Raw genomic sequence first — 17,751 nt, 5'->3', positions numbered from 1 at the left:
CAGCCTCTCCGTCTCGGCGTCCGAACGTTCCACCGCTTCAGCTGGCCTCGGGCAGTTCGTGGCCGAGATCGGCATCGCGCAGGATCCGGCGCGCCTGGTCGACGTGGTCGGGATCGACCAGAACCCGGCGCGGCAGGACGCCGATCGAGCCGTCGAGGATACTCATATGCGAATCGGCGACGAAATGCGGGATGTCCGCGTCGTTGAGCAACGCGTCAACGAAGGATATGAGAACCGCATCATTGGACCGCATGAGTTCCTTCATGGAAATATTCTCCCGCTCGTCTTCGCCGGGCCGGGCGAAACACCCGCCATCTTTCGGCGTGGCTGCGCCGCTTGTCGAGGGCGAATGCTTCGACACGGCGCTCAAGCGACCATATGCATCAAGCGGTGAGCCCTTCGCGACGGCCGCTTGCGGCGGTACATTTGCTTCGCCCCGAACGGATCGAATGGACGTGTGGCCCGATCGTGCCATCTTCGCCTTCAAAGACCGTCCGGCCGCCAATGATGGCATCGGGCTGAAACCGGACTTGCCGGACGATGCGTCAAGGCCCTATTGCAGCGCACCAGAACCGGCGCTGAGTGCTCGAATCAACGGAGAAGCATGGTGAGCTTGGCCATCCGCGCCGCACAGCGGCAGACCCGAGGGTCGATCGATCCGATACTCGCGCTGAGCAAGGACGACATGGCGCGCGTCAACGATCTCATCCTGGCGATGGCGGGCTCGAATGTCGAACTGATCCCGGAAATCGCCGAGCACCTGATCTCCTCGGGCGGCAAGCGCCTGCGGCCGATGCTGACCATCGCCTCGGCGCTGGCCCACGGCTATTCGGGCGAGGACCACGTCAAGCTCGCCGCCTCCGTCGAATTCATGCACACCGCGACGCTGCTCCATGACGACGTCGTCGACGAGAGCGACATGCGCCGCGGCAAGAGCACGGCCCGGACGATCTGGGGCAATCAGGCGAGCGTCCTCGTCGGCGATTTCCTTCTCGGCCAGGCCTTCAAGATGATGGTCGAGGTCGGTTCGCTCGATGCTCTGGCGATCCTGTCCGCAGCTTCGGCGGTGATCGCCGAGGGTGAGGTCTGGCAGCTCGCCGCCGCCAAGAAGATGACCACCAGCGAGGCCGATTACATCGCCGTCATCGACGCCAAGACCGCCGCGCTGTTTTCCGCCGCCACCGAAGTCGGCCCGGTCATCGCCGGCAAGGGCGAGGCCGAGCGCCGGGCGATGCGCGAATACGGCCGCTCGCTGGGGCTCGCCTTCCAGCTCGTCGACGACGTCCTCGACTATGGCGGCAACGCCGCCGATCTCGGCAAGAACACCGGCGACGACTTTCGCGAGGGCAAGATCACCCTGCCGGTGATCCTCGCCTATGAGAAGGGCGACGAGGAAGAACGGACCTTCTGGCAGGCTGCGATGGAAACCGGCCAGAACGACGACGCGGCTCTCCTCCACGCCAAGGAGCTGATGCAGCGCCACGGCGCCCTCGAGGCGACGATCGGGCGCGCAAGGACCTATGGCGAAGCCGCCTATGGCGCTGCTGCCAGCCTGCCGCCGTCGCCGGCGCGCGAGGCGATGCTCGGCGTCGTGGATTTCTGCATCGATCGGTTGAATTGACGCGATGCGGACACGGCTGCGTGAGACCACGACTCGCAGCCGCCGCCGCGTCGCAATGCGAACAATGTCTTTGTGCAACACGCCGAAGAGACTTGCATAGTGCGCCTGCTTCGCTTCACCTCGCGAAGACATTCGGGCAAGGGCGCCGCAATCGGGCCGCCTGTAAGGACAACCGCACCGGCTCATGCCGGAGGAAAGGATCCATCGTGACGCTTTCGCGCCTTCTCATCACCCTGTCGGCCTCGGCCGCGATCGCGCTGTCGAGCGCCGGAGCGGCCCTTGCGGCCGGCCAGGACGCGATGCCGCCGGTGCCGAAGCCGCCCGTCGCCAACGCCGGTTCGCTGTCCGGCGCCTATCTCGCGGCCAAGACCGCCCAGGCTGCGGGTGATCTCGACACGGCGACGGATTTTTACACCCAGGCCCTGTCGATCGATCCGACCTCCGAAACCCTGCAGCAGGATGCGATGTTCGCCTATCTGGCGGATGGCCGCTTCAAGGACGGCGTCGATCTGGCCGCCAAGTTGCGCGACGAGGCGAGCGTCGCCAAGGTCGCCCGCATCACTCTGGGCGTCGATGCGCTGCGCAAGGGCGACTTCGATGCCGCGATCGCCGAATTCGACATCGTCAATCCGAGCGACCTCGACGCGCTTCTCCTGGCGCATCTGACCGCATGGTCGGAAGTCGGCGCGGGCCGGATCGACGAAGCGCTTTCGCGCATAGACCAGACCAAGGGCGCGCCCTGGTATCAGATCTTCAACGCCTATCAGAAGGGTCTGCTCGCGGACGTCAGCGGCCGTCCCGAGGTGGCTCGCGCCTCGCTGGAAGGCATCCTGAAGGATCAGACGCTCGCCCGCACCTCGCCGGACGCCTATCTCGGAGCAGCCTCCGCGCTGGCCCGCCTGGAGGCGAGAGAGGGCAACAAGGACGCCGCGCTCAAGGCTGTCGATGCCGGGCTCGCCATTGCGCCGAACTATACGCCCCTGTCCTTCCTGCGCGACCGGATCGATCGCGGCGAGACAATCGAGCCTGCGGCGGCGTCCGTCCAGGAAGGCGCGTCCGAAACCCTCTACGTGCTCGGCCAGGCGATCAATCGCGGCGACGGCCGCGACGTGGCGCTTCTGTATTTCCAGCTCGCGCGGTCGCTGTCGCCGCGCAACCCCGCGCTCCTCATCGCGCTGGCGGGAATCGCCGAGCAGGCGGACCAGCTCGACCTCGCCATTTCCTACTACAAGGAAGTGCCCGAAAACTCGGCCTACCGGCGGACGGCCGATCTGCAGATCGGCCTCGATCTGTGGTACGCCGACAAGAAGGACGAGGCGAAGACGCATCTTCGCCGCGCCGTGCGCGACTATCCGAACGACAAGCGAGCCTACACCGCCCTTGCCGACGTCCTGTCGGCCGACAAGAACTACGCCGAGGCGGCCGACGCCCTGAACAAGGCGATCGAGCTTGCGAAGGCCGACAATTCGGCCGACTGGAACCTCTACTACCAGCGCGGCATCGCCTACGAGCGGCAGAAGATGTGGGACAAGGCCGAGCCCGACTTCAAGAAGGCGCTGGAGCTTTCGCCCGACCAGCCGCAGGTTCTGAACTATCTCGGCTATTCCTGGGTCGACATGAACCGCAATCTCGATCAGGGCCTCGACATGATCAAGCGGGCCGTCGAACTGCGGCCCAATGACGGCTACATCATCGACAGTCTGGGCTGGGCCTATTACCGCCTCGGCCGCTACGAGGACGCCGTCGAGCAGCTCGAGCGGGCGGTTCTGATCACTCCGATGGATCCGACCATCAACGACCATCTGGGCGATGCCTACTGGCATGTCGGCCGCCGTCGCGAAGCGAGATTCCAGTGGGAGCGCGCGCTCGTCGGCAAGCCCGAGGCCACTGAGGAGCAGCGCAAGGAAATCGAGGCCAAGCTGAAGAATGGTCTCGACGATCCTTCGGCGACGACCATCAGGGCCGAGGCGGACAGCGGCGAGAGTGCGCCCCGCACCAAGGCGGACGCCGACAAGATGCCCGCGGGAACGCCGGCGGGGGCTTCCGAGACCCCCGAGGCCGAAACGCCTGCGGCCGAGCCTGACACGGCACCGCAGACGACCAACTGACCATCGCAGCGAACGAACGGGGTTCTCTGCCCGATGCATGCCGCCACCGTTGGGTCCAGGACGCGCTTTGCCCCCGCCAAGGTCAATCTCGCGCTGCACATCGTCGGGCAGAGGGACGACGGCTACCACCGCCTCGAAAGTCTCGTCGTCTTTGACGAGACGGCGGGCGACACGGTCATGGCCTCACCGCTTGTCGATCAGCCATCCTCCGATCCTGGCGCCCCTGCGCAAGGGGCAACGGACCGGCTGAGCGTCGACGGGCCATTTGCGCAAAGCGTTCCCCTCGGCGCGGACAACATCCTTTTGAAGGCGGCAGCTCTCGCCCGGGAGGAATTCGCCGGTTTCGGGATCGATCTGCCCCCCCTCGACATCAGGCTTTCGAAGAACCTGCCCGTCGCCGCCGGCATCGGCGGCGGTTCGGCCGACGCGGCGGCTCTTCTCGGCCTGGTTTCGGCCAGCGCTTCAGAAGATCTGCGGGCGGCTCTCGGCGAAAAAGCGGTGCGTCTGGGCGCGGACGTGCCGATGTGTCTTGCCAACCGGCCGGCGCTCGTCACCGGCATCGGCGAGACGATCACCCCTCTTGCCGGCATGCCGAAGCTCTCGATGCTGCTCGTCAATCCCGGCATCGCGGTCGAGACCGCCTCGGTCTTCCGGATGCTGGCGAGCCGCGAGAACCCTGCGATGCCCTCGCTTCCGGGCCATGGCTTCGCCGGTCTCGACGACCTCGTTTCGTTTCTGTCGGAATGCCGCAACGATCTCGCCCTTGCCGCGGGGTCGCTCGCGCCCGAAATCGAGAGGGCCCGGGGAAGGCTGATCGAGGCGGGCGCGCTGTTTGCCCGCATGTCCGGCTCCGGCGCCACCGTGTTCGGGCTGTTTGCCGACGACGATGCGCGCGATGAGGCCGGCCGGCGAATCGCCCGCGACGAGCCGGGCTGGTGGCTGTCGCGAAACACCGATACCGAAACGCAAAGGACCACCCGATGAGCCAAGGCGAACGCGCCTTCGTGCCCCTTTCGATCGCCGTCCTCACGGTCTCGGACAGCCGCAGCTTTAAGGATGACCGCTCGGGCCAGACCCTGAGCGACCGGCTGACCGTCGCCGGCCACCACCTTGCCGACCGCAGGATCGTCGCCGACGACGTCGAGGCCATCCGCGCGGTGGTGACGGCCTGGTGCGAGCGGCCGGACGTCGACGTGGTCATCACCACGGGCGGGACCGGCTTCACCGGTCGCGACGTGACGCCGGAAGCGCTGGAACCGCTGTTCGAAAAGCGGATGGACGGCTTTTCCGCGATCTTCCACCGCGTGTCCTTCGAAAAGATCGGCGTCTCCACGATCCAGTCCCGGGCGACCGGCGGCGTGATCGCGGCCACCTTCGTCTTCGTTTTGCCCGGCTCGCCCGGCGCCTGCCGGGACGGCTGGGATCATATCCTGAAGGACCAGCTCGACTATCGCCATGCGCCGTGCAACTTCGTCGAGATCATGCCGCGTCTCGACGAGCATCTGCGCCGGGGCGGCGGCGGCAGCGCCTGACGGCGCCTCGCACCGATCAGGACGGAACGCCGTTCGCCTCGAGGAAAGCGAGGATCGCCTTGCGATAGGCAGCAAAAGCCGGATCCGGCTTGTTCGCCACCGCCGGCCGAACGGTGGAGACGGCCGGTTCCGAGCGCGAGCGCCCCCCGCGCCCGGCTGACCGCATCTTCAGTTCGGCCCAGTCGATGACGTTGCGCACGTTCTTTCCTGCCAGAAACGGATTGGCCCTGATCACCCCGGCGCCGACGACGTCGACGACCGCGGCGTCCTCATCCGCCGACAACACCTTGTGGGCGCCGTCCATGCCGAGGAAATGCGCCAGATAAAGGCGGCCGGCGGTGATCCGGTGGCCGCGACGCACGAGATAGGCCTCGCCCTCCCGGGCGAGATGGCGGATCATCTCGCGCGACAGGGTCGGATCGTATCTCAGATCGAGGATCTCCGTCCTGGACAGGCTCGTCGCAAGATCGGGTCGGTAGTCGCGGACCATCCGCAACCATGTCGATGAGATGAACTGCCCGAGCCCGGTCGCGCTCGACAGCGGGTTCTTCGCCCGCGCATTGCCGCCGCTCTCGACCCTGACGATCCAGCCGACCAGCTGGTCCACCGCGCCATCGCCTGACACCGCCGACCCGCCGGTCGCCGAGAGCTTTGCGGGCGCGGCCTGCGCTTCGCGGGCCAACGGATCGACGGCCTTGCCGGAGAGATACATCTCGAAATGCAAATGCGGCCCGGTCGAAAGCCCGGTCGTTCCTATCGTGCCGATCAGCTCCCCGGCGGCGACCTTGCGGCCTGGCTTGGCGCCCGGCGCGAAGCGGTCGAGATGGGCGTATCGCGTCTCGCGGCCGCCGCCGTGATCGATGCGCAGGAGGTTGCCATAGCCCTTGCCGTCGCCGGCATAGACGATCGTGCCGGCAAAGGCGGCATGCACCTTCGTGCCGATCGGCGCGGCGAAGTCCACGCCCTTGTGGATGCGGACTTTCTTCAAGATCGGATGGCGCCGCGGGCCGAAGGTCGAGGTCAGAACGCCCTTGACCGGCACGATCATTCCGGAGGGCCCTGCCGCGGAAGCGGCGCCGCCGCCGGAGTCCGCGTCTTTGCCGTGGCAGGATGGCGTCTGCGATGACGGATCAAAGACGAAACAGGCGATCGGCCCCTCACGGCGACGAAGCGCGGCATAGCGAACCCGGGGCGCTTCCCCCCCGGCGGAACCGCCGGACGAAGGCGCCTCGTAGAGAAGGTCGAAACGGTCCTCCGGCGTTGCGATGGCGTCGAGATCGTGATCGCGGGACAGAAGCATGATCGCCTCTCCCACCACCTGCATCGGCACGCCGTTGCGCATGGCCGCCGAATAGACCGCATCGAGAAGCCGGTACTGCCGGCCTTGCGTCTGTTGCGCCCCGGTTCTCGACAGGAGGTCCTGGCCGGCAAAGGGATCGGCGCCGGGAACGAAGACGCCGGCCTCGTTCCGGGACAAGGTGCCGAGATATCTTTCGCCGGCGTAAAGGGACAGCTGGGCGACCTCGAGCCCGGCATCGCGGCTTGGACGGCGGGCATTCACCCCCATGACCATCCCCGCCGCCAGCCCTTCGACGCCGAGGCGATCACGGGCGGCATCGGCGACGGCTTTGGCGCTTTCGGGCTGAAGCCCGCGCTCGATCAAGATGCGGGCGAGCGGCACCGGCGCAAGAAGGCGCTCGACCAGACTCTCGGTTTCGGTGAACCGCTCGTCCTCCGGCCGCAGCCGGGCGATGCTCGTCGTATCCTCGATCGCGGTCTTCTCGAACTCCGGCAGGGGCGAGGCTCCCGCCTCGACGGTCTCGCCCCAGCCCGCCGCCTCGGAATTTTCGATCTCCGTCGCCTCGCCGGACGCGGCCGACAGGTCGCCGACAACTGCCTCGGCTTCTTCGGCGGAATTCATCCCGCCCTCGCCCGCCGGGTCCAAGCGCTGGGCCTGAAAGAAGGCAAAATCCGCCTGGCTCGACGGGATCTGCACCATCAGGCGTTCGCCAGCGCTCAAGAGGCGATCGGACAAAAGCGCGAGCCGTGATGCGGCCACGGTCTCTTTCAGGCCCTCCGGCCGGTCGAGCACCCGCAACCGGGTCGTACGTCCCGCGCCGCCCCCCAGCGTCACCATCAAGGGATCGCCCGGCAGGTCGAGCATCATCGGCCTGGCGATCTCGGCTGCGGCGAGCCCGCTCTCGACTTCCGCCCGGGCCGCCTCGTCGACGGCGACGGCGGCAAGCTCGGCATCGATCGGGATCGATCCTTGAGGCGAAAGCCAGACATAGCAGGCGGCCCCGATCGCGGCAGCTGCCGCGAACCCGCCGGCGACGATGCGCTGCCGGAGCCGCCGCGCACCCCGCCGCCTGGCGAGGCGCTGGCGATCGGCGCGAAATGCCGGGTCGATGCGGTGAGACCCGGCTTCGCCCGATGTCGCTTCGTCGGGTGTCGCCATCGCCGCCGCCTCAGCACGCCGGAGCGGCGCGCGCCACGAGGGCTGCGCCGCCTTGCGGAACGGCCGTTCGGCCTGCCTTTGCCGGACATATCGTCGCCGGGCTCATCCTTCGCGCGTTCCCATCCTGCCGATCCGCGGCGTTGAAGCCGGATGCCATTTTATGCCGGGTGCGAGCGATTTTCTACCTTTGATTGCAATTCGCGAGCAAACCCGGCTCAGTCAGGATCGCGGCGACAGGAACAGCGTCCAGCGGGAAACGGCCCTGGTATCGACCTCGAGAAACTTCGCCGGCCGATATCCCCGCTGGTAACAGGCATCGGTGCCGACGATGCGAAAGCCCTTCTGGCCGACGCACATGGGGGTCGAGCCGTAGAGCACCGATCGGCCGAAAACGTCGTTGGCATAGACATAGACGTATCGCGCCTCAAGCTCGTCCCGAAGGGTCGTCGCACAGCGATTCGCCCCGACGATCCACCAGCCTTCGGTGGTAAAGCCGGAACCGCCGTCGCTGCCGATCGCCACGTTGACGACGTCGAGGGTCTGGTTGCAGACGACGAACTGGGCCTGGGCACCCCGGCCCGCGAGGAGCGCGAGGGCGAAGAGGAGGGCGGCGCAGGATGCGCGAATGGCCCGCCCGGGCCACCGGCCGAGGATGATGCGCCACGGCATCGGGGATCGTCTCCTTCCAGCCCGCAACAGCGCCATCGCCTCCCTGTACCAGCCGCAGCCATCGTGATAGATGTTTCTACCAAAGATTGCATCGTCATGGCTAGTGATCCGTCGATCCGGCCATCTGTCTCCCCTCCCGCGAAAGGCCGGTCGCGAATTGAAAGCCCTTTGGTCCCTGCGAGCCGTCCTTTGCGTCAGGCAATTGCCTCTGGCATTGTCCCAACGCACAAGGTGCAATCGGATCATCTGAGAGGCAGTAGCGGCAGAATGCAGAGCATCGTCATTCCCAAGAGCGTTTCGGCCCCTTCGAAAACCATGCGGACGAGGAACGACGCATCGCTTTATCGCCCCGTGAAGCACAGCCTGTCTGCCGCCATGGCTGCGCTGGCGCTTTTCGCAGGGCTTTGCAATGCGCCCCGGCCCGCCTCCGGCCAGGATGCCGGCGGATCGACTGGCGGCAGCCAGATGCAACGGCCGGCCGGCGGCAGCGGCGGTCTCGGCCTCGAACTCAACAACGCCGTGGACGAGACCGGCCTTTGCCGGCTGTCCTATGTCGCGGTGAACGGCACGGGCGAGCCACTGGAAAAAGTCTCCTACGATGTCGTCGTCTTCGACGGCGAGGGGCGGGTCTCGAGCTTCCTCGTGCTGCAGTTCGGGCAACTGCCCGAAGGCAAGACGAAGGTCGTGCAGTTCGATCTCGCCGACCAGCCCTGCTCTGGAATTTCGCGGATCCTCGTCAACGACGTTTCGGAATGCGAGACGGCGGCCGGCAGCGCCACGATCTGCATGGATGCGCTGCAGCCGACATCGCGGACCACGATCAAGTTCGACACCTAGACAGGCGGGCGGCGCATCATGTGGGACATCGTCGACACCCAGCTGCGCTCGAGCGCCGGCCCCATCCTCCTCGCGCTGCTTCTCCTGTCGATTGCCGGCCTTGCCGTCGCCATCGTCAAGTTCACCGAGTTTCGCGGCCAAGGCGTCGGCCGTGCGGCCGGCGGGACGTCGCCCGGCCGCGACAGGCCGGGCGGCCCGGCGCCGATCCGCGCGCGCATTCGCGCTGTCGCAAGGGATGCGCTCGCCGCCGGAGCCGGCGGGCGTGACGCGCGCGAGCGGGCAGGCGCCCTTGCCGAGGAAGCCGCGATCGAAGGGCTTGGCCGCCTGTCGCGCCATCTGCCGCTTCTCGACGCCATCGTCCAGGCAGCGCCGATGCTCGGCCTTCTCGGCACGGTCTTCGGCATGATCGAGGTGTTCTCCACCATGTCCGGCACGGACGGGGCGATCGATCCGGCGCTCCTGTCCGGGGGCATCTTCGCCGCGTTGCTGACGACGGCCGCCGGCCTCGTCGTCGCCATTCCGTTCTTCTTCATAGCCGCCTATTTCGATGCCGCCCTCGACAGCGAGACAAGGGCGATCGAAGCGATGATCCTTAGAACGATCCATGGCGAGCCGCCTCGCGCCACGCAGGCAGCGCCGGCGAACCGGCCGGAGGCGGCCCCTCTTCCCGCAACCGCCGGCGGCCTCGCGGGCGGGACGCTGGCGCGGCCGCGCTGAACCATGCGGGGCGCGGGGCGGAAGTTGCGGCGCCGCTTCGTGCTGACGCCGCTGGTCGACGTCATCTTCCTGCTCGTCATCTTCTTCGCGCTCTCATCGCGCATCGCGCCCTTCGGACTGATCCCCGTCTCGGGCCATCAGGAGGCACCGGCGGATCGCGAAGCGGCAGCCGAACGGCGCGCGTCAGACGCGCAGACGGTGCTCGTCCTGTCCCATGGCACGGTTCGGGCCGGCTCACGCATCATCGCTCTGGGTGACCTCGCGCCGGCGGCCACCTCGATGCGCGAGGCCGGCACCGGCTCCGTCCTCGTCGTCACCTCGCGCAGGGCGCTTGCCGAGGATGTGGCGCAAGCGCTAAACGCCCTGAGGCTCGCCGGCATCGGCAATGTCCGTCTCGTCGGCCGGCCCTCCGGCGCCGCGACGAGCCAGACAGGGGCCTCGCCATGATGTCCCGCCGTGCGAAGGCGGCGGGCGGCGGCCTGTCCCTGTCCCGAAAGCGCCGGAGGCCGCGCAGCGATCCGGCGATCCCGACGATCAACGTCGTCTTCCTGCTGCTTCTTTTCTTCATACTCGCCGGCACGGTCACCGCGCCGCAGGAGGCCGCGATCGATCCCGCAAGGACCGGCGACGGCCCCGGCGGCCGCCTCCCGCGCCCGCTTCTGACGATCACGACGGACGCAGCGCTCGGGCTCGACGGTCAAAGCATATCCCGCGACGGGCTCGGGGCCGCCGTGGCGGAGCTCGCGCGGCAGAGCGATGGGAAAAGACCGGTGATCCACGTCCTTGCCGCGCGCGACCTGCCGGCGGACACACTCGTCTGGGCGCTCGGTGAGATATCCGCCGCCGGTGCCGCAACGAGCCTCGTCGTGCTCAAGGCCGACAGGCCGGGCGAGCGGACGCGGCCATGAAACAGGGAACGCGGCTGTGGATCCTTGCCGGCTTTGCCTCGCTGTTTGCCCATGCCGGGCTCGGCGCGCTGCTCGTCGTGGCGCTGCCCGACCGCGACAGCGGTAAAGCTCAGGAAACCGCGATCACCGTCGAGATGGCTCAGATGGACGTGGCCGGAGTGGCGACCCCATCCCCTGCCCGCCCCGAGGCGGTCGCCGCCGTCTCGGCCAGGACCGCCGAGCCCGCGCCGCAACGCCCCACCGCGCCAGTCTTCGAGACGCCGGAGCCGATTGCGGCCGGTGATGCCCGGCCGCAAAATCCGCAGCCATCGGCCCGGCAGCCCGACCCGATCGAAGCGCCGCAAACGCGCGAGCCGGCGACCGCCCTCTCCGCCCGCAAGGCACAGGCGGCCCTCGCCGCGTCCCCGGCATCGCGCGGGCAGGGACCGTCCGAGCCGCAATCCGTCACACCACGGCCGCCGACACAGACACCGACACCGGCGACGGCGACGACATCCGTTCGCCCGCTGCCACTGGCCCCGTCTTCCGACACACCCCCGCGTCCGACACCGGCGCGGTCATCGCCCGGCCCCGCCAAGATGGCGACAGCGGCCCCGCCGGTGGCGCCACGCGCGATCGAACCGGCACCGCCCGCCAAAGCCGAAAGGGCACCCGGGATCGCGACACCCGCCGCACCCGAGCGCATGGTGATCGCGCCGCCGCTTCAGCCGGACATTGCCGGCGCCACCGTCTCGCCGAAAAGCACGGCTCCGACAGCCGCAAAGCCGTGGACGATCACCGGCCGTGTCGGAACCAACGGCACATCATCCGCGCCGTCACGCGCAGCGGCCAAGGCCGTCGCGCCGAGCCCTGCTCTCCGACCGGCTTCACGAGACGAGGCTGCGCCCGCGAATACGACACCGGGCACGGCAACGGCCGCGACAACGGGCGCTGCGCTCAGCTCCTCCAGCGCCGAACCGGCGGCCATCCCCCCTGCTCCGATCAGCCGGGTCGCCCCGATCGAGGCCGATCCCGCCGCAGACGCCGCGAAGAGCGAGATCGCCGCACTCTCGCCGCGCCGGTCGGAAACGATCGCCGGCATGACGCCCGAAAGCCTGGAAATCCCCGGGGAGGACAGCTTCGAGAGCCAAGACGATCTCCCCCGCCAAACGGTCGCCGAACTCGTCGCGTCCTACGACGCCGGCAACTGCTTCGCCGCGCTCACCCAGCCCGAGACGGCCTTAGGCGAGGTGCGCATCACCGCGCTGTCGGACGAGCCGGAACGGCTGGAGGGTCTTGCCGAAACGCTGACCGGCAACGCACGGGCAGCGGATTTTGAGACGATCGCGATCGACAGCGGCGCCGTCGTCGAAGCGCAATGCCATGCCCTGCAATTCCTGCGCGGCCTCTCCGGCTATCCGGCTTACCGGCTGAAACTGACGGTCGATGATCGCAGGGTGAGAAACGGTGGAACGCTGAGCGGCACGATAGAAGGCTTCTCGCAGAGCGACGAACTCGACCTCCTCCTCGTCGACGACGAGGGTCTGGTGCAGTCGCTCTCGAATTTCCTCACGCGGGACGGCTCGGCGGCCCGCTTCGCTCTCGCCGTCAATACCGCCGGCGACGAGGTTCGCAGCGCGCAGCTCCTAATTGCGCTGGCGCTGCCGAAAGCGCTCATTCATGCCGATGGTCGCGGCGGCGAACCGGCAGGCCCGTTCTTTACGGCTCTCGCCGATGCCCTGGCCTCTCAGCGCATCGAAAGCCAAGCCGCCATCGCCCATTTCGTCGACATCGCCCGCTGATCGATGGTGCGAGGCGCCGTTTCCCGACGCTTACGACATCGGCCCGAGAACCGGAATCGATCTTCGGAAAGCTCGATGTGTCGATTCAGAGAGTGAGGGCGTTCTTTCTGCGTGCAATCAGTGTGCACCAAACGATGCTCGGGCCGGCCACGGCTTGATCGAGAAGGCGCACCATTCGACGCTTCGTCATTCTCGGGCCCCGTCCCGAGAATCTAGAAACACTCGACACAACAAAGGCTTAAACGGCGCACTGGATGCTCGGGACGGGGCCCGAGCATGACGAGCGCGAAAAAGCGGACGCCTGATCTCTGATTGCCGCGCCCTCAATATCCGCCGTTCGATGAATCTGTCGTCCACCATGGCGTCCAATCGGACGCGGGGGCGCTCTAATGGCGCGGCGCTCTGGCCTCGGCCAATCGGCCCGGCGTTCCCAGAAGCCCGCCAACGGCGCCGACGAGCATGCCGAGCACCATGGCGACGAAGGCGGCAAGGGAGGCTCGGCCGAGGTCGCGCGCGGCGGCGTCGCGGCTCGTTTCCATATCGCTCCGCGCCTTGGCGTAGCGCTCGGCAAAGGTATCGAAGCGGCGTTCGGCTTCCGGCCTTGCAACGCCAGCGGTCTCGGCGATCGCATCCACCGCGGCGGCGCGCGCTTCGGGCTCGGCGTCCTTCGCCGCGCCCGCAACGACCTGAGCATAGGCGGCGTCGCGATCGGCGGCAGAGGGTGCGGGAGCAGCCGGCGCGGCGGGAGCCGGCGTGTCGGACGATACCTGCCCGGCTGCCTCGCCAGCATTGCTGGCGGGAGCAGGCATGAACAGGCGGCCGGATCCGGGCCTCAGGGTCTGCCCAAGCGAGGACGCGTTCGAGGTCAGGGCTTGCGCTGCCCGCGTCATGTCGTCGACCGACTGGCCGAGAACGCCGAAGGCGCCGCCGACAAGTGCCGCCGCACCGCTGGTGAGGAGGTAAAGCGCGAGCAGGCCGGTCACCGCCCAGGTGACGACGCCATGCAGAACGCCGTCGATCCGCGAGGGAATGCCGGCAAAGCGGGCGGCCGCAAACGCGCCGGCAAAGACGCCGACGAGAACGACGAGGACGGCCCACAGGCCAGCGACCGAGAAAACACCGGCCGATCCGCCCATCGGCGACGACAATCCGATGCCGAGCCCGAACAGGCCGAGCATGAACTGGATCATCAGCGCCAGGATCGCCCCGGCGAGAATCCCGCCCCAGGAGATCCGTTTCAGGGTCGCTGCGGGCGCGGACGCGCGGTCACGGCCGAGTTCGGCGATGCGGCTGTCGGCGAGACGTTTCTCCCGGCCGGTTCCTGACAGATCGGCGATGCCTGCCTCCATTCGATGAATTGGCTGGTGCAATATACCATTGGGCCGAGAGCGCAACGGTTGATCCACTGAGCGCCTGCGGCATCCACGACCGGAAAGCTCGCGGCCCGGTCGCTCACCGCGCGCGACACGCGTTCCGCCCGCTCAGCGCCATGCGGGAAGAAGGCCCGGCAGCTCACGGCGCGGCCTGCCGACGATCGCCCCCGCCATGGCGGCCAACAGGGCCGCAAAGAGGGCGACGAAGGCGGCAAAACAGCTGGCGGCAAGATCGCCCGCAACGGCGCCGGAGGCGCGGCGGGCGTCGGCAAGGGCAAGATCGTTCGCCCGCTGCCATTCGATCAGCCGGCGCTCTGCGACAGGCTCCGTCACGCCGGAGGCCGTGGTGATTGCCTCCAGGGCCCGGCCCTCGGCGTCGGGGCTTGCCGTCTCGTCGACGCCTCGAAGGATCGCGGCGAGGTCGCTCGCCATGTCCCGCTGGCTGCGCCCGCCGCCCCTTAAGGCATCCGCATCGTCCAGGAAGCGCTGGATTTCGTCGCGCGTCGTTTGGCGCTCGCCGCTCCGGGGCTGCGGCGAGCGGTCCCTCGCCGCCGAAAGCGCCGAGACGGCGGCGCTGACCGGGCCAAGCCCACGATCGAGGAGCGTCGGCGGGTTCGCGGTCAGAAGGACGACGGTGACAAGCGAAGCAAGGCAGAATGTCAGCGTGCCGCACAGAACCGCATCGCCAGCCTCTCTCGTCCCGGCCAGACGTGCGCTGGCGAAACCGCCGACGAAGAGCGCAACCGCCGTGCCGGCAACCGCGAAAAGTCCGGCCGCCGAAAAAACCGGCCCCGAGATCGCCCCGAGAGGGACGCTGGAAAGCTGCTCGAACAGGCCGAAACCCGCCAGCGACGCCGCGAACTCGATCACGATCGCGAGGAACGCGCCGGCGGCGATGGCCTCCCAGTCGATCGCGCGCGGCGCAATTAAGGCAGCGCCCCTTCGCCCGGCTAAACTCTTCACCTGTCTCAACGGCCCACCAAGTCCAGTGTGTTGACGTCATTCAAGTTCTTGCCACTGTGACTAGCGAGTTCGGGTGAGAAACGCCAGCAACCGACCATGGCTTGCTGATAAAACGCAGCGGCGGCGGCTGCTTTGCACCTCGACAAGAAGACTGCAATCTGATAACGGGACGCATCTTGCAGGCAACGGCGCTTCGCGAGAGAGAAACTGCTTTCGGAACCCCGCTTTCCAAGCACTACGAACGGAAAACTCGGTGCAGATACTCGTCCGCGACAACAACGTCGATCAGGCGCTGCGTGCCTTGAAGAAAAAGATGCAGCGCGAGGGCATTCTCCGCGAGATGAAGATGCGGAACTTCTACGAAAAGCCTTCGGAGAAGCGAGCTCGCGAAAAGGCCGAGGCCGTGCGACGGGCCCGCAAACTCGCCCGCAAGCGTGCGCAGCGCGAAGGCCTGGCAAGCGGCGGGCGCGTCGCGAGCTGACGAAGCGCCGCAGGCCTGCAAACCAGACGACGCAGATCTTCAGGACGGCCGGCACCGCCACCGGCAAACTGCCACTTGACCCTGCAGTACCGATGACATTCGCGTGATGACTGCGACAAAGGCGGTTTGCCGTTGCTGGCCCGCCCACTCGCCTCTCGCTGCGACCGATCAGGTCTTGCATCGCGTCGCAGACGGTCTTTGCAGCACCGAAAGCATCGCATCTCACGCCTTTCATGGCGCAAAAGCACCAGCTGCGGACCTCATGTCGCGCTCTGTGACTTGAATGATTTCAAATTCTGGCCGCTTGTGCGAGATAGAGGCGAGATATCTCCTGAAACAGCCGGACGAATAACCACCGATATGCCGATCACCGATCGCCTCCCGACAGTCGCCATCCGCCTGCCGCGTTTCCCGCTGTCTCCCGCCAAGCGCCGTTCGGGCACATTCGCGGCTCTGCTTTGCGGCATGACGGCGATCGCCGGATGTCAGACCGGAGACGACATCGCGGCCATCCAGGCGATCTCCCTCGACAAGAACCAGGGCCTCGAGCAGAACATCGATTCCCTGACGGCGACGGTCAACGCCAACCCGTCAGACCCCGAGGGATACAACGTTCGCGGCACCGCCTATGGCCGGGCGGGCGACTATCAGGCCGCCCTTGCCGATTTCAACCGCGCGATCCAGCTCGATCCGAACTTCTATCAGGCCTATGCCAACAGGGCGCTGATCTACCGGCAGATCAACGATCCGGCCAAGGCCGCCGCCGACTACAACAAGGCGATCCAGATCAATCCGAATTACGCCTCGGCCTATATCGGCCTTGGCAACGTCTACCGGGTGGCGGGACGAAACCGGGAAGCGCTGGGTTACTTCCAGAAGGCGATCGATCTCGGCACCTCCGATCCGCGCGCCTATCACAATCGCGGCCTGCTCTATCAGCTCGACGGCCAGCACAAGCTGGCGATCGAGGATTTTTCCCGCGCGATCTCCCTGCAGCCGAACGCCGCCGAGCCCTATTCGGCAAGGGGCGTCTCCTATCTGGCGACCGGCGACGACGACAACGCCTTCGAGGACTTCAACACCGCGCTCCGGCTCGACGACACCAAGGCCGAATACTGGACCAACCAGGCGCTCGCCTATGAGCGCAAGGGCGACAGAAGCCGGGCCTTCAAGTCCTATGCGCGCGCTGCGCAGCTCAACCCGAAATACCAGCCGGCCAAGGACGGCATGGCCCGCACCAGGGGCTGATGCAGCCGGCCCGCGCATAGACGGCAGACGCATCGCGGCTGGCATCGATACGTTGGCCCCGCCGCGTCATCCAAAGACGGCCACGCCCTCTCATCCTCGGCCTTGTGTCGAGGATCTCCTGCCAGTGAGGCGATGGACCGATGCCGATGACGCATTTCCGCCTGCGGACCGGGCGGGACGACAGAAGGTAGACCCTCGGCACGGGGGGCCTAGGATGACGGCGGGTCCCGCAGAAGCGCCGCGGGGCGACGGCTTCTCAGGAACGGAGCGTCGTCGCCTCGGCGCAAATGCTCACATGAAGCGCAGGGGCGTCCTCTGCCTCCCCCCGCCGTCGAAATTGTCCGGGTCGAGCCATGCCTCATATCCCGCCTTCAGCCGTGGCCATTCGCGGTCGAGCATCGCGAACCAGGCCGTGTCGCGGTTTTCTCCCTTTACCACCATGTGCTGGCGAAAGACGCCCTCGAAAGTGAAGCCGAACCTTATCGCCGCGCGCTTCGAGGGCACGTTCGCGTCGTTGCATTTCCATTCGAAGCGACGATAGCCGAGGGTCTCGAACACATAGGCCGCGGTGAGGAAGAGCGCATCGGCGGCGACCCGCGTCCCGGCGATGCCCTCGCCCCAGAGAATGTTGCCGATCTCGATCACGCCGTGTTCGGGCGCGATCCGCATCAGCGACTGCCGGCCCCCGGCACGCCCGCTCGCCTTGTCGACGACGGCGAAGAACAACGGATCGGCCGCGGCTACGGCGCCCTCGGCCCATTCGCGCAGGGCCGCAGCGCTCAAAGGCGGAACGTCGAAGAGATAGCGATGGCGGGCCTCGGCGTCCGTGCGGATCGCCGCGAAGAGGGCGTCGGCGTGGCGGGCCGGATCGAGCGGTTCGAGCCGGGCATACCGGCCGTCGAGCACGGTTCGCTCAGGCATCGTCGCCGGGACGCGGATGGGGAGCTCGCCTGATCGGGTCATGCTGGACATCCTGTGCCTCTCGCCGAAAACCCCGGCTGCCAGACCGGCAGCCCGGTCACGATGACGGATAGCAACCGACCCGGCAGGCCGCA

Annotated in this window: 18 protein-coding genes; 12 read left to right on the top strand and 6 right to left on the bottom strand. The window is 67.4% G+C overall.

Features of this window, described 5'->3' with window-relative positions; translation table 11 throughout:
- Positions 1-37: 37 nt before the first annotated feature.
- Positions 38-265: a putative signal transducing protein gene (locus J6595_RS14250; RefSeq protein WP_209595238.1), complete on the bottom strand. Its 228-nt coding sequence runs from the start codon at positions 263-265 to the stop codon at positions 38-40.
- Here J6595_RS14250 and J6595_RS14245 point away from each other — a divergent pair.
- From J6595_RS14245 to moaB, 5 genes are all read left to right on the top strand, one after another.
- Positions 252-611: a hypothetical protein gene (locus tag J6595_RS14245; RefSeq protein ID WP_209595325.1), complete on the top strand. Its 360-nt coding sequence runs from the start codon at positions 252-254 to the stop codon at positions 609-611. The two genes, J6595_RS14250 and J6595_RS14245, sit on opposite strands and share 14 nt — an antisense overlap.
- A complete protein-coding gene (locus tag J6595_RS14240) occupies positions 605-1,621 on the top strand; it encodes a polyprenyl synthetase family protein (protein ID WP_209595237.1) in 1,017 nt (338 codons plus the stop codon). The genes J6595_RS14245 and J6595_RS14240 overlap by 7 nt, the downstream gene beginning before the upstream one ends.
- Before the next feature lie 206 nt (positions 1,622-1,827).
- Positions 1,828-3,729: a tetratricopeptide repeat protein gene (locus J6595_RS14235; protein WP_342453200.1), complete on the top strand. Its 1,902-nt coding sequence runs from the start codon at positions 1,828-1,830 to the stop codon at positions 3,727-3,729.
- 33 nt (positions 3,730-3,762) lie between these two features.
- Positions 3,763-4,713: a 4-(cytidine 5'-diphospho)-2-C-methyl-D-erythritol kinase gene (locus tag J6595_RS14230; protein WP_209595236.1), complete on the top strand. Its 951-nt coding sequence runs from the start codon at positions 3,763-3,765 to the stop codon at positions 4,711-4,713.
- On the top strand, positions 4,710-5,261 hold the full coding sequence (gene moaB, locus J6595_RS14225) for a molybdenum cofactor biosynthesis protein B (protein WP_209595235.1): 552 nt from the start codon (positions 4,710-4,712) through the stop codon (positions 5,259-5,261). Before J6595_RS14230 ends, moaB begins: the two co-directional genes overlap by 4 nt.
- A 16-nt stretch (positions 5,262-5,277) precedes the next feature.
- Here moaB and J6595_RS14220 read toward each other — a convergent pair whose 3' ends face one another.
- Together J6595_RS14220 and J6595_RS14215 are read right to left on the bottom strand one after the other, a co-directional pair.
- Positions 5,278-7,719 carry a M23 family metallopeptidase gene (locus tag J6595_RS14220; RefSeq protein ID WP_209595234.1) on the bottom strand — a complete coding sequence of 814 codons (2,442 nt, stop codon included), beginning with the start codon at positions 7,717-7,719 and terminating at the stop codon, positions 5,278-5,280.
- Between the two features lie 219 nt (positions 7,720-7,938).
- Entirely contained in the window at positions 7,939-8,388 is a 450-nt protein-coding gene (locus J6595_RS14215) for a DUF1036 domain-containing protein (RefSeq protein ID WP_209595233.1), read from the bottom strand.
- Between the two features lie 267 nt (positions 8,389-8,655).
- Between J6595_RS14215 and J6595_RS14210 the strand changes: the two genes are divergently transcribed.
- From J6595_RS14210 to J6595_RS14190, 5 genes are read left to right on the top strand one after another with little or no spacing between them, the layout of a single operon-like run.
- A complete protein-coding gene (locus J6595_RS14210) occupies positions 8,656-9,225 on the top strand; it encodes a hypothetical protein (protein ID WP_209595232.1) in 570 nt (189 codons plus the stop codon).
- Between the two features lie 18 nt (positions 9,226-9,243).
- Entirely contained in the window at positions 9,244-9,942 is a 699-nt protein-coding gene (locus J6595_RS14205; protein ID WP_209595231.1) for a MotA/TolQ/ExbB proton channel family protein, read from the top strand.
- Between the two features lie 39 nt (positions 9,943-9,981).
- Complete coding sequence (locus J6595_RS14200; protein ID WP_209595230.1) at positions 9,982-10,389, top strand: ExbD/TolR family protein; 408 nt, start codon at positions 9,982-9,984, stop codon at positions 10,387-10,389.
- Positions 10,386-10,850: a biopolymer transporter ExbD gene (locus J6595_RS14195; RefSeq protein WP_209595229.1), complete on the top strand. Its 465-nt coding sequence runs from the start codon at positions 10,386-10,388 to the stop codon at positions 10,848-10,850. The genes J6595_RS14200 and J6595_RS14195 overlap by 4 nt, the downstream gene beginning before the upstream one ends.
- Positions 10,847-12,631 carry a hypothetical protein gene (locus tag J6595_RS14190; protein WP_209595228.1) on the top strand — a complete coding sequence of 595 codons (1,785 nt, stop codon included), beginning with the start codon at positions 10,847-10,849 and terminating at the stop codon, positions 12,629-12,631. Before J6595_RS14195 ends, J6595_RS14190 begins: the two co-directional genes overlap by 4 nt.
- Positions 12,632-13,017: 386 nt before the next feature.
- Here J6595_RS14190 and J6595_RS14185 read toward each other — a convergent pair whose 3' ends face one another.
- Both J6595_RS14185 and J6595_RS14180 read right to left on the bottom strand, forming a co-directional pair.
- A complete protein-coding gene (locus tag J6595_RS14185; RefSeq protein WP_209595227.1) occupies positions 13,018-13,980 on the bottom strand; it encodes a hypothetical protein in 963 nt (320 codons plus the stop codon).
- Positions 13,981-14,112: 132 nt separating this feature from the next.
- Positions 14,113-14,967, bottom strand: coding sequence for a hypothetical protein (locus J6595_RS14180; protein WP_209595226.1), 855 nt, complete (start codon positions 14,965-14,967; stop codon positions 14,113-14,115).
- A gap of 253 nt (positions 14,968-15,220) precedes the next feature.
- Between J6595_RS14180 and rpsU the strand changes: the two genes are divergently transcribed.
- Together rpsU and J6595_RS14170 are read left to right on the top strand one after the other, a co-directional pair.
- Positions 15,221-15,448 (top strand): 30S ribosomal protein S21, encoded by a 228-nt coding sequence (gene rpsU, locus J6595_RS14175; RefSeq protein WP_209595317.1) that lies wholly within the window; start codon positions 15,221-15,223, stop codon positions 15,446-15,448.
- Between the two features lie 360 nt (positions 15,449-15,808).
- A complete protein-coding gene (locus J6595_RS14170) occupies positions 15,809-16,696 on the top strand; it encodes a tetratricopeptide repeat protein (RefSeq protein WP_209595225.1) in 888 nt (295 codons plus the stop codon).
- A 291-nt stretch (positions 16,697-16,987) separates the two neighbouring features.
- Here J6595_RS14170 and J6595_RS14165 read toward each other — a convergent pair whose 3' ends face one another.
- The gene (locus J6595_RS14165) at positions 16,988-17,659 is read right to left on the bottom strand and encodes a GNAT family N-acetyltransferase (RefSeq protein WP_209595224.1); all 672 of its coding nucleotides are present in this window, start codon (positions 17,657-17,659) and stop codon (positions 16,988-16,990) included.
- Positions 17,660-17,751: the final 92 nt, after the last annotated feature.

This window comes from Jiella mangrovi (assembly GCF_017815135.1).
Taxonomy (GTDB): Bacteria; Pseudomonadota; Alphaproteobacteria; order Rhizobiales; family Rhizobiaceae; genus Jiella; species Jiella mangrovi.
The sequence above is the reverse complement of the archived record's forward strand: the minus strand, read 5'-3'. Positions and strand labels throughout refer to the sequence as shown.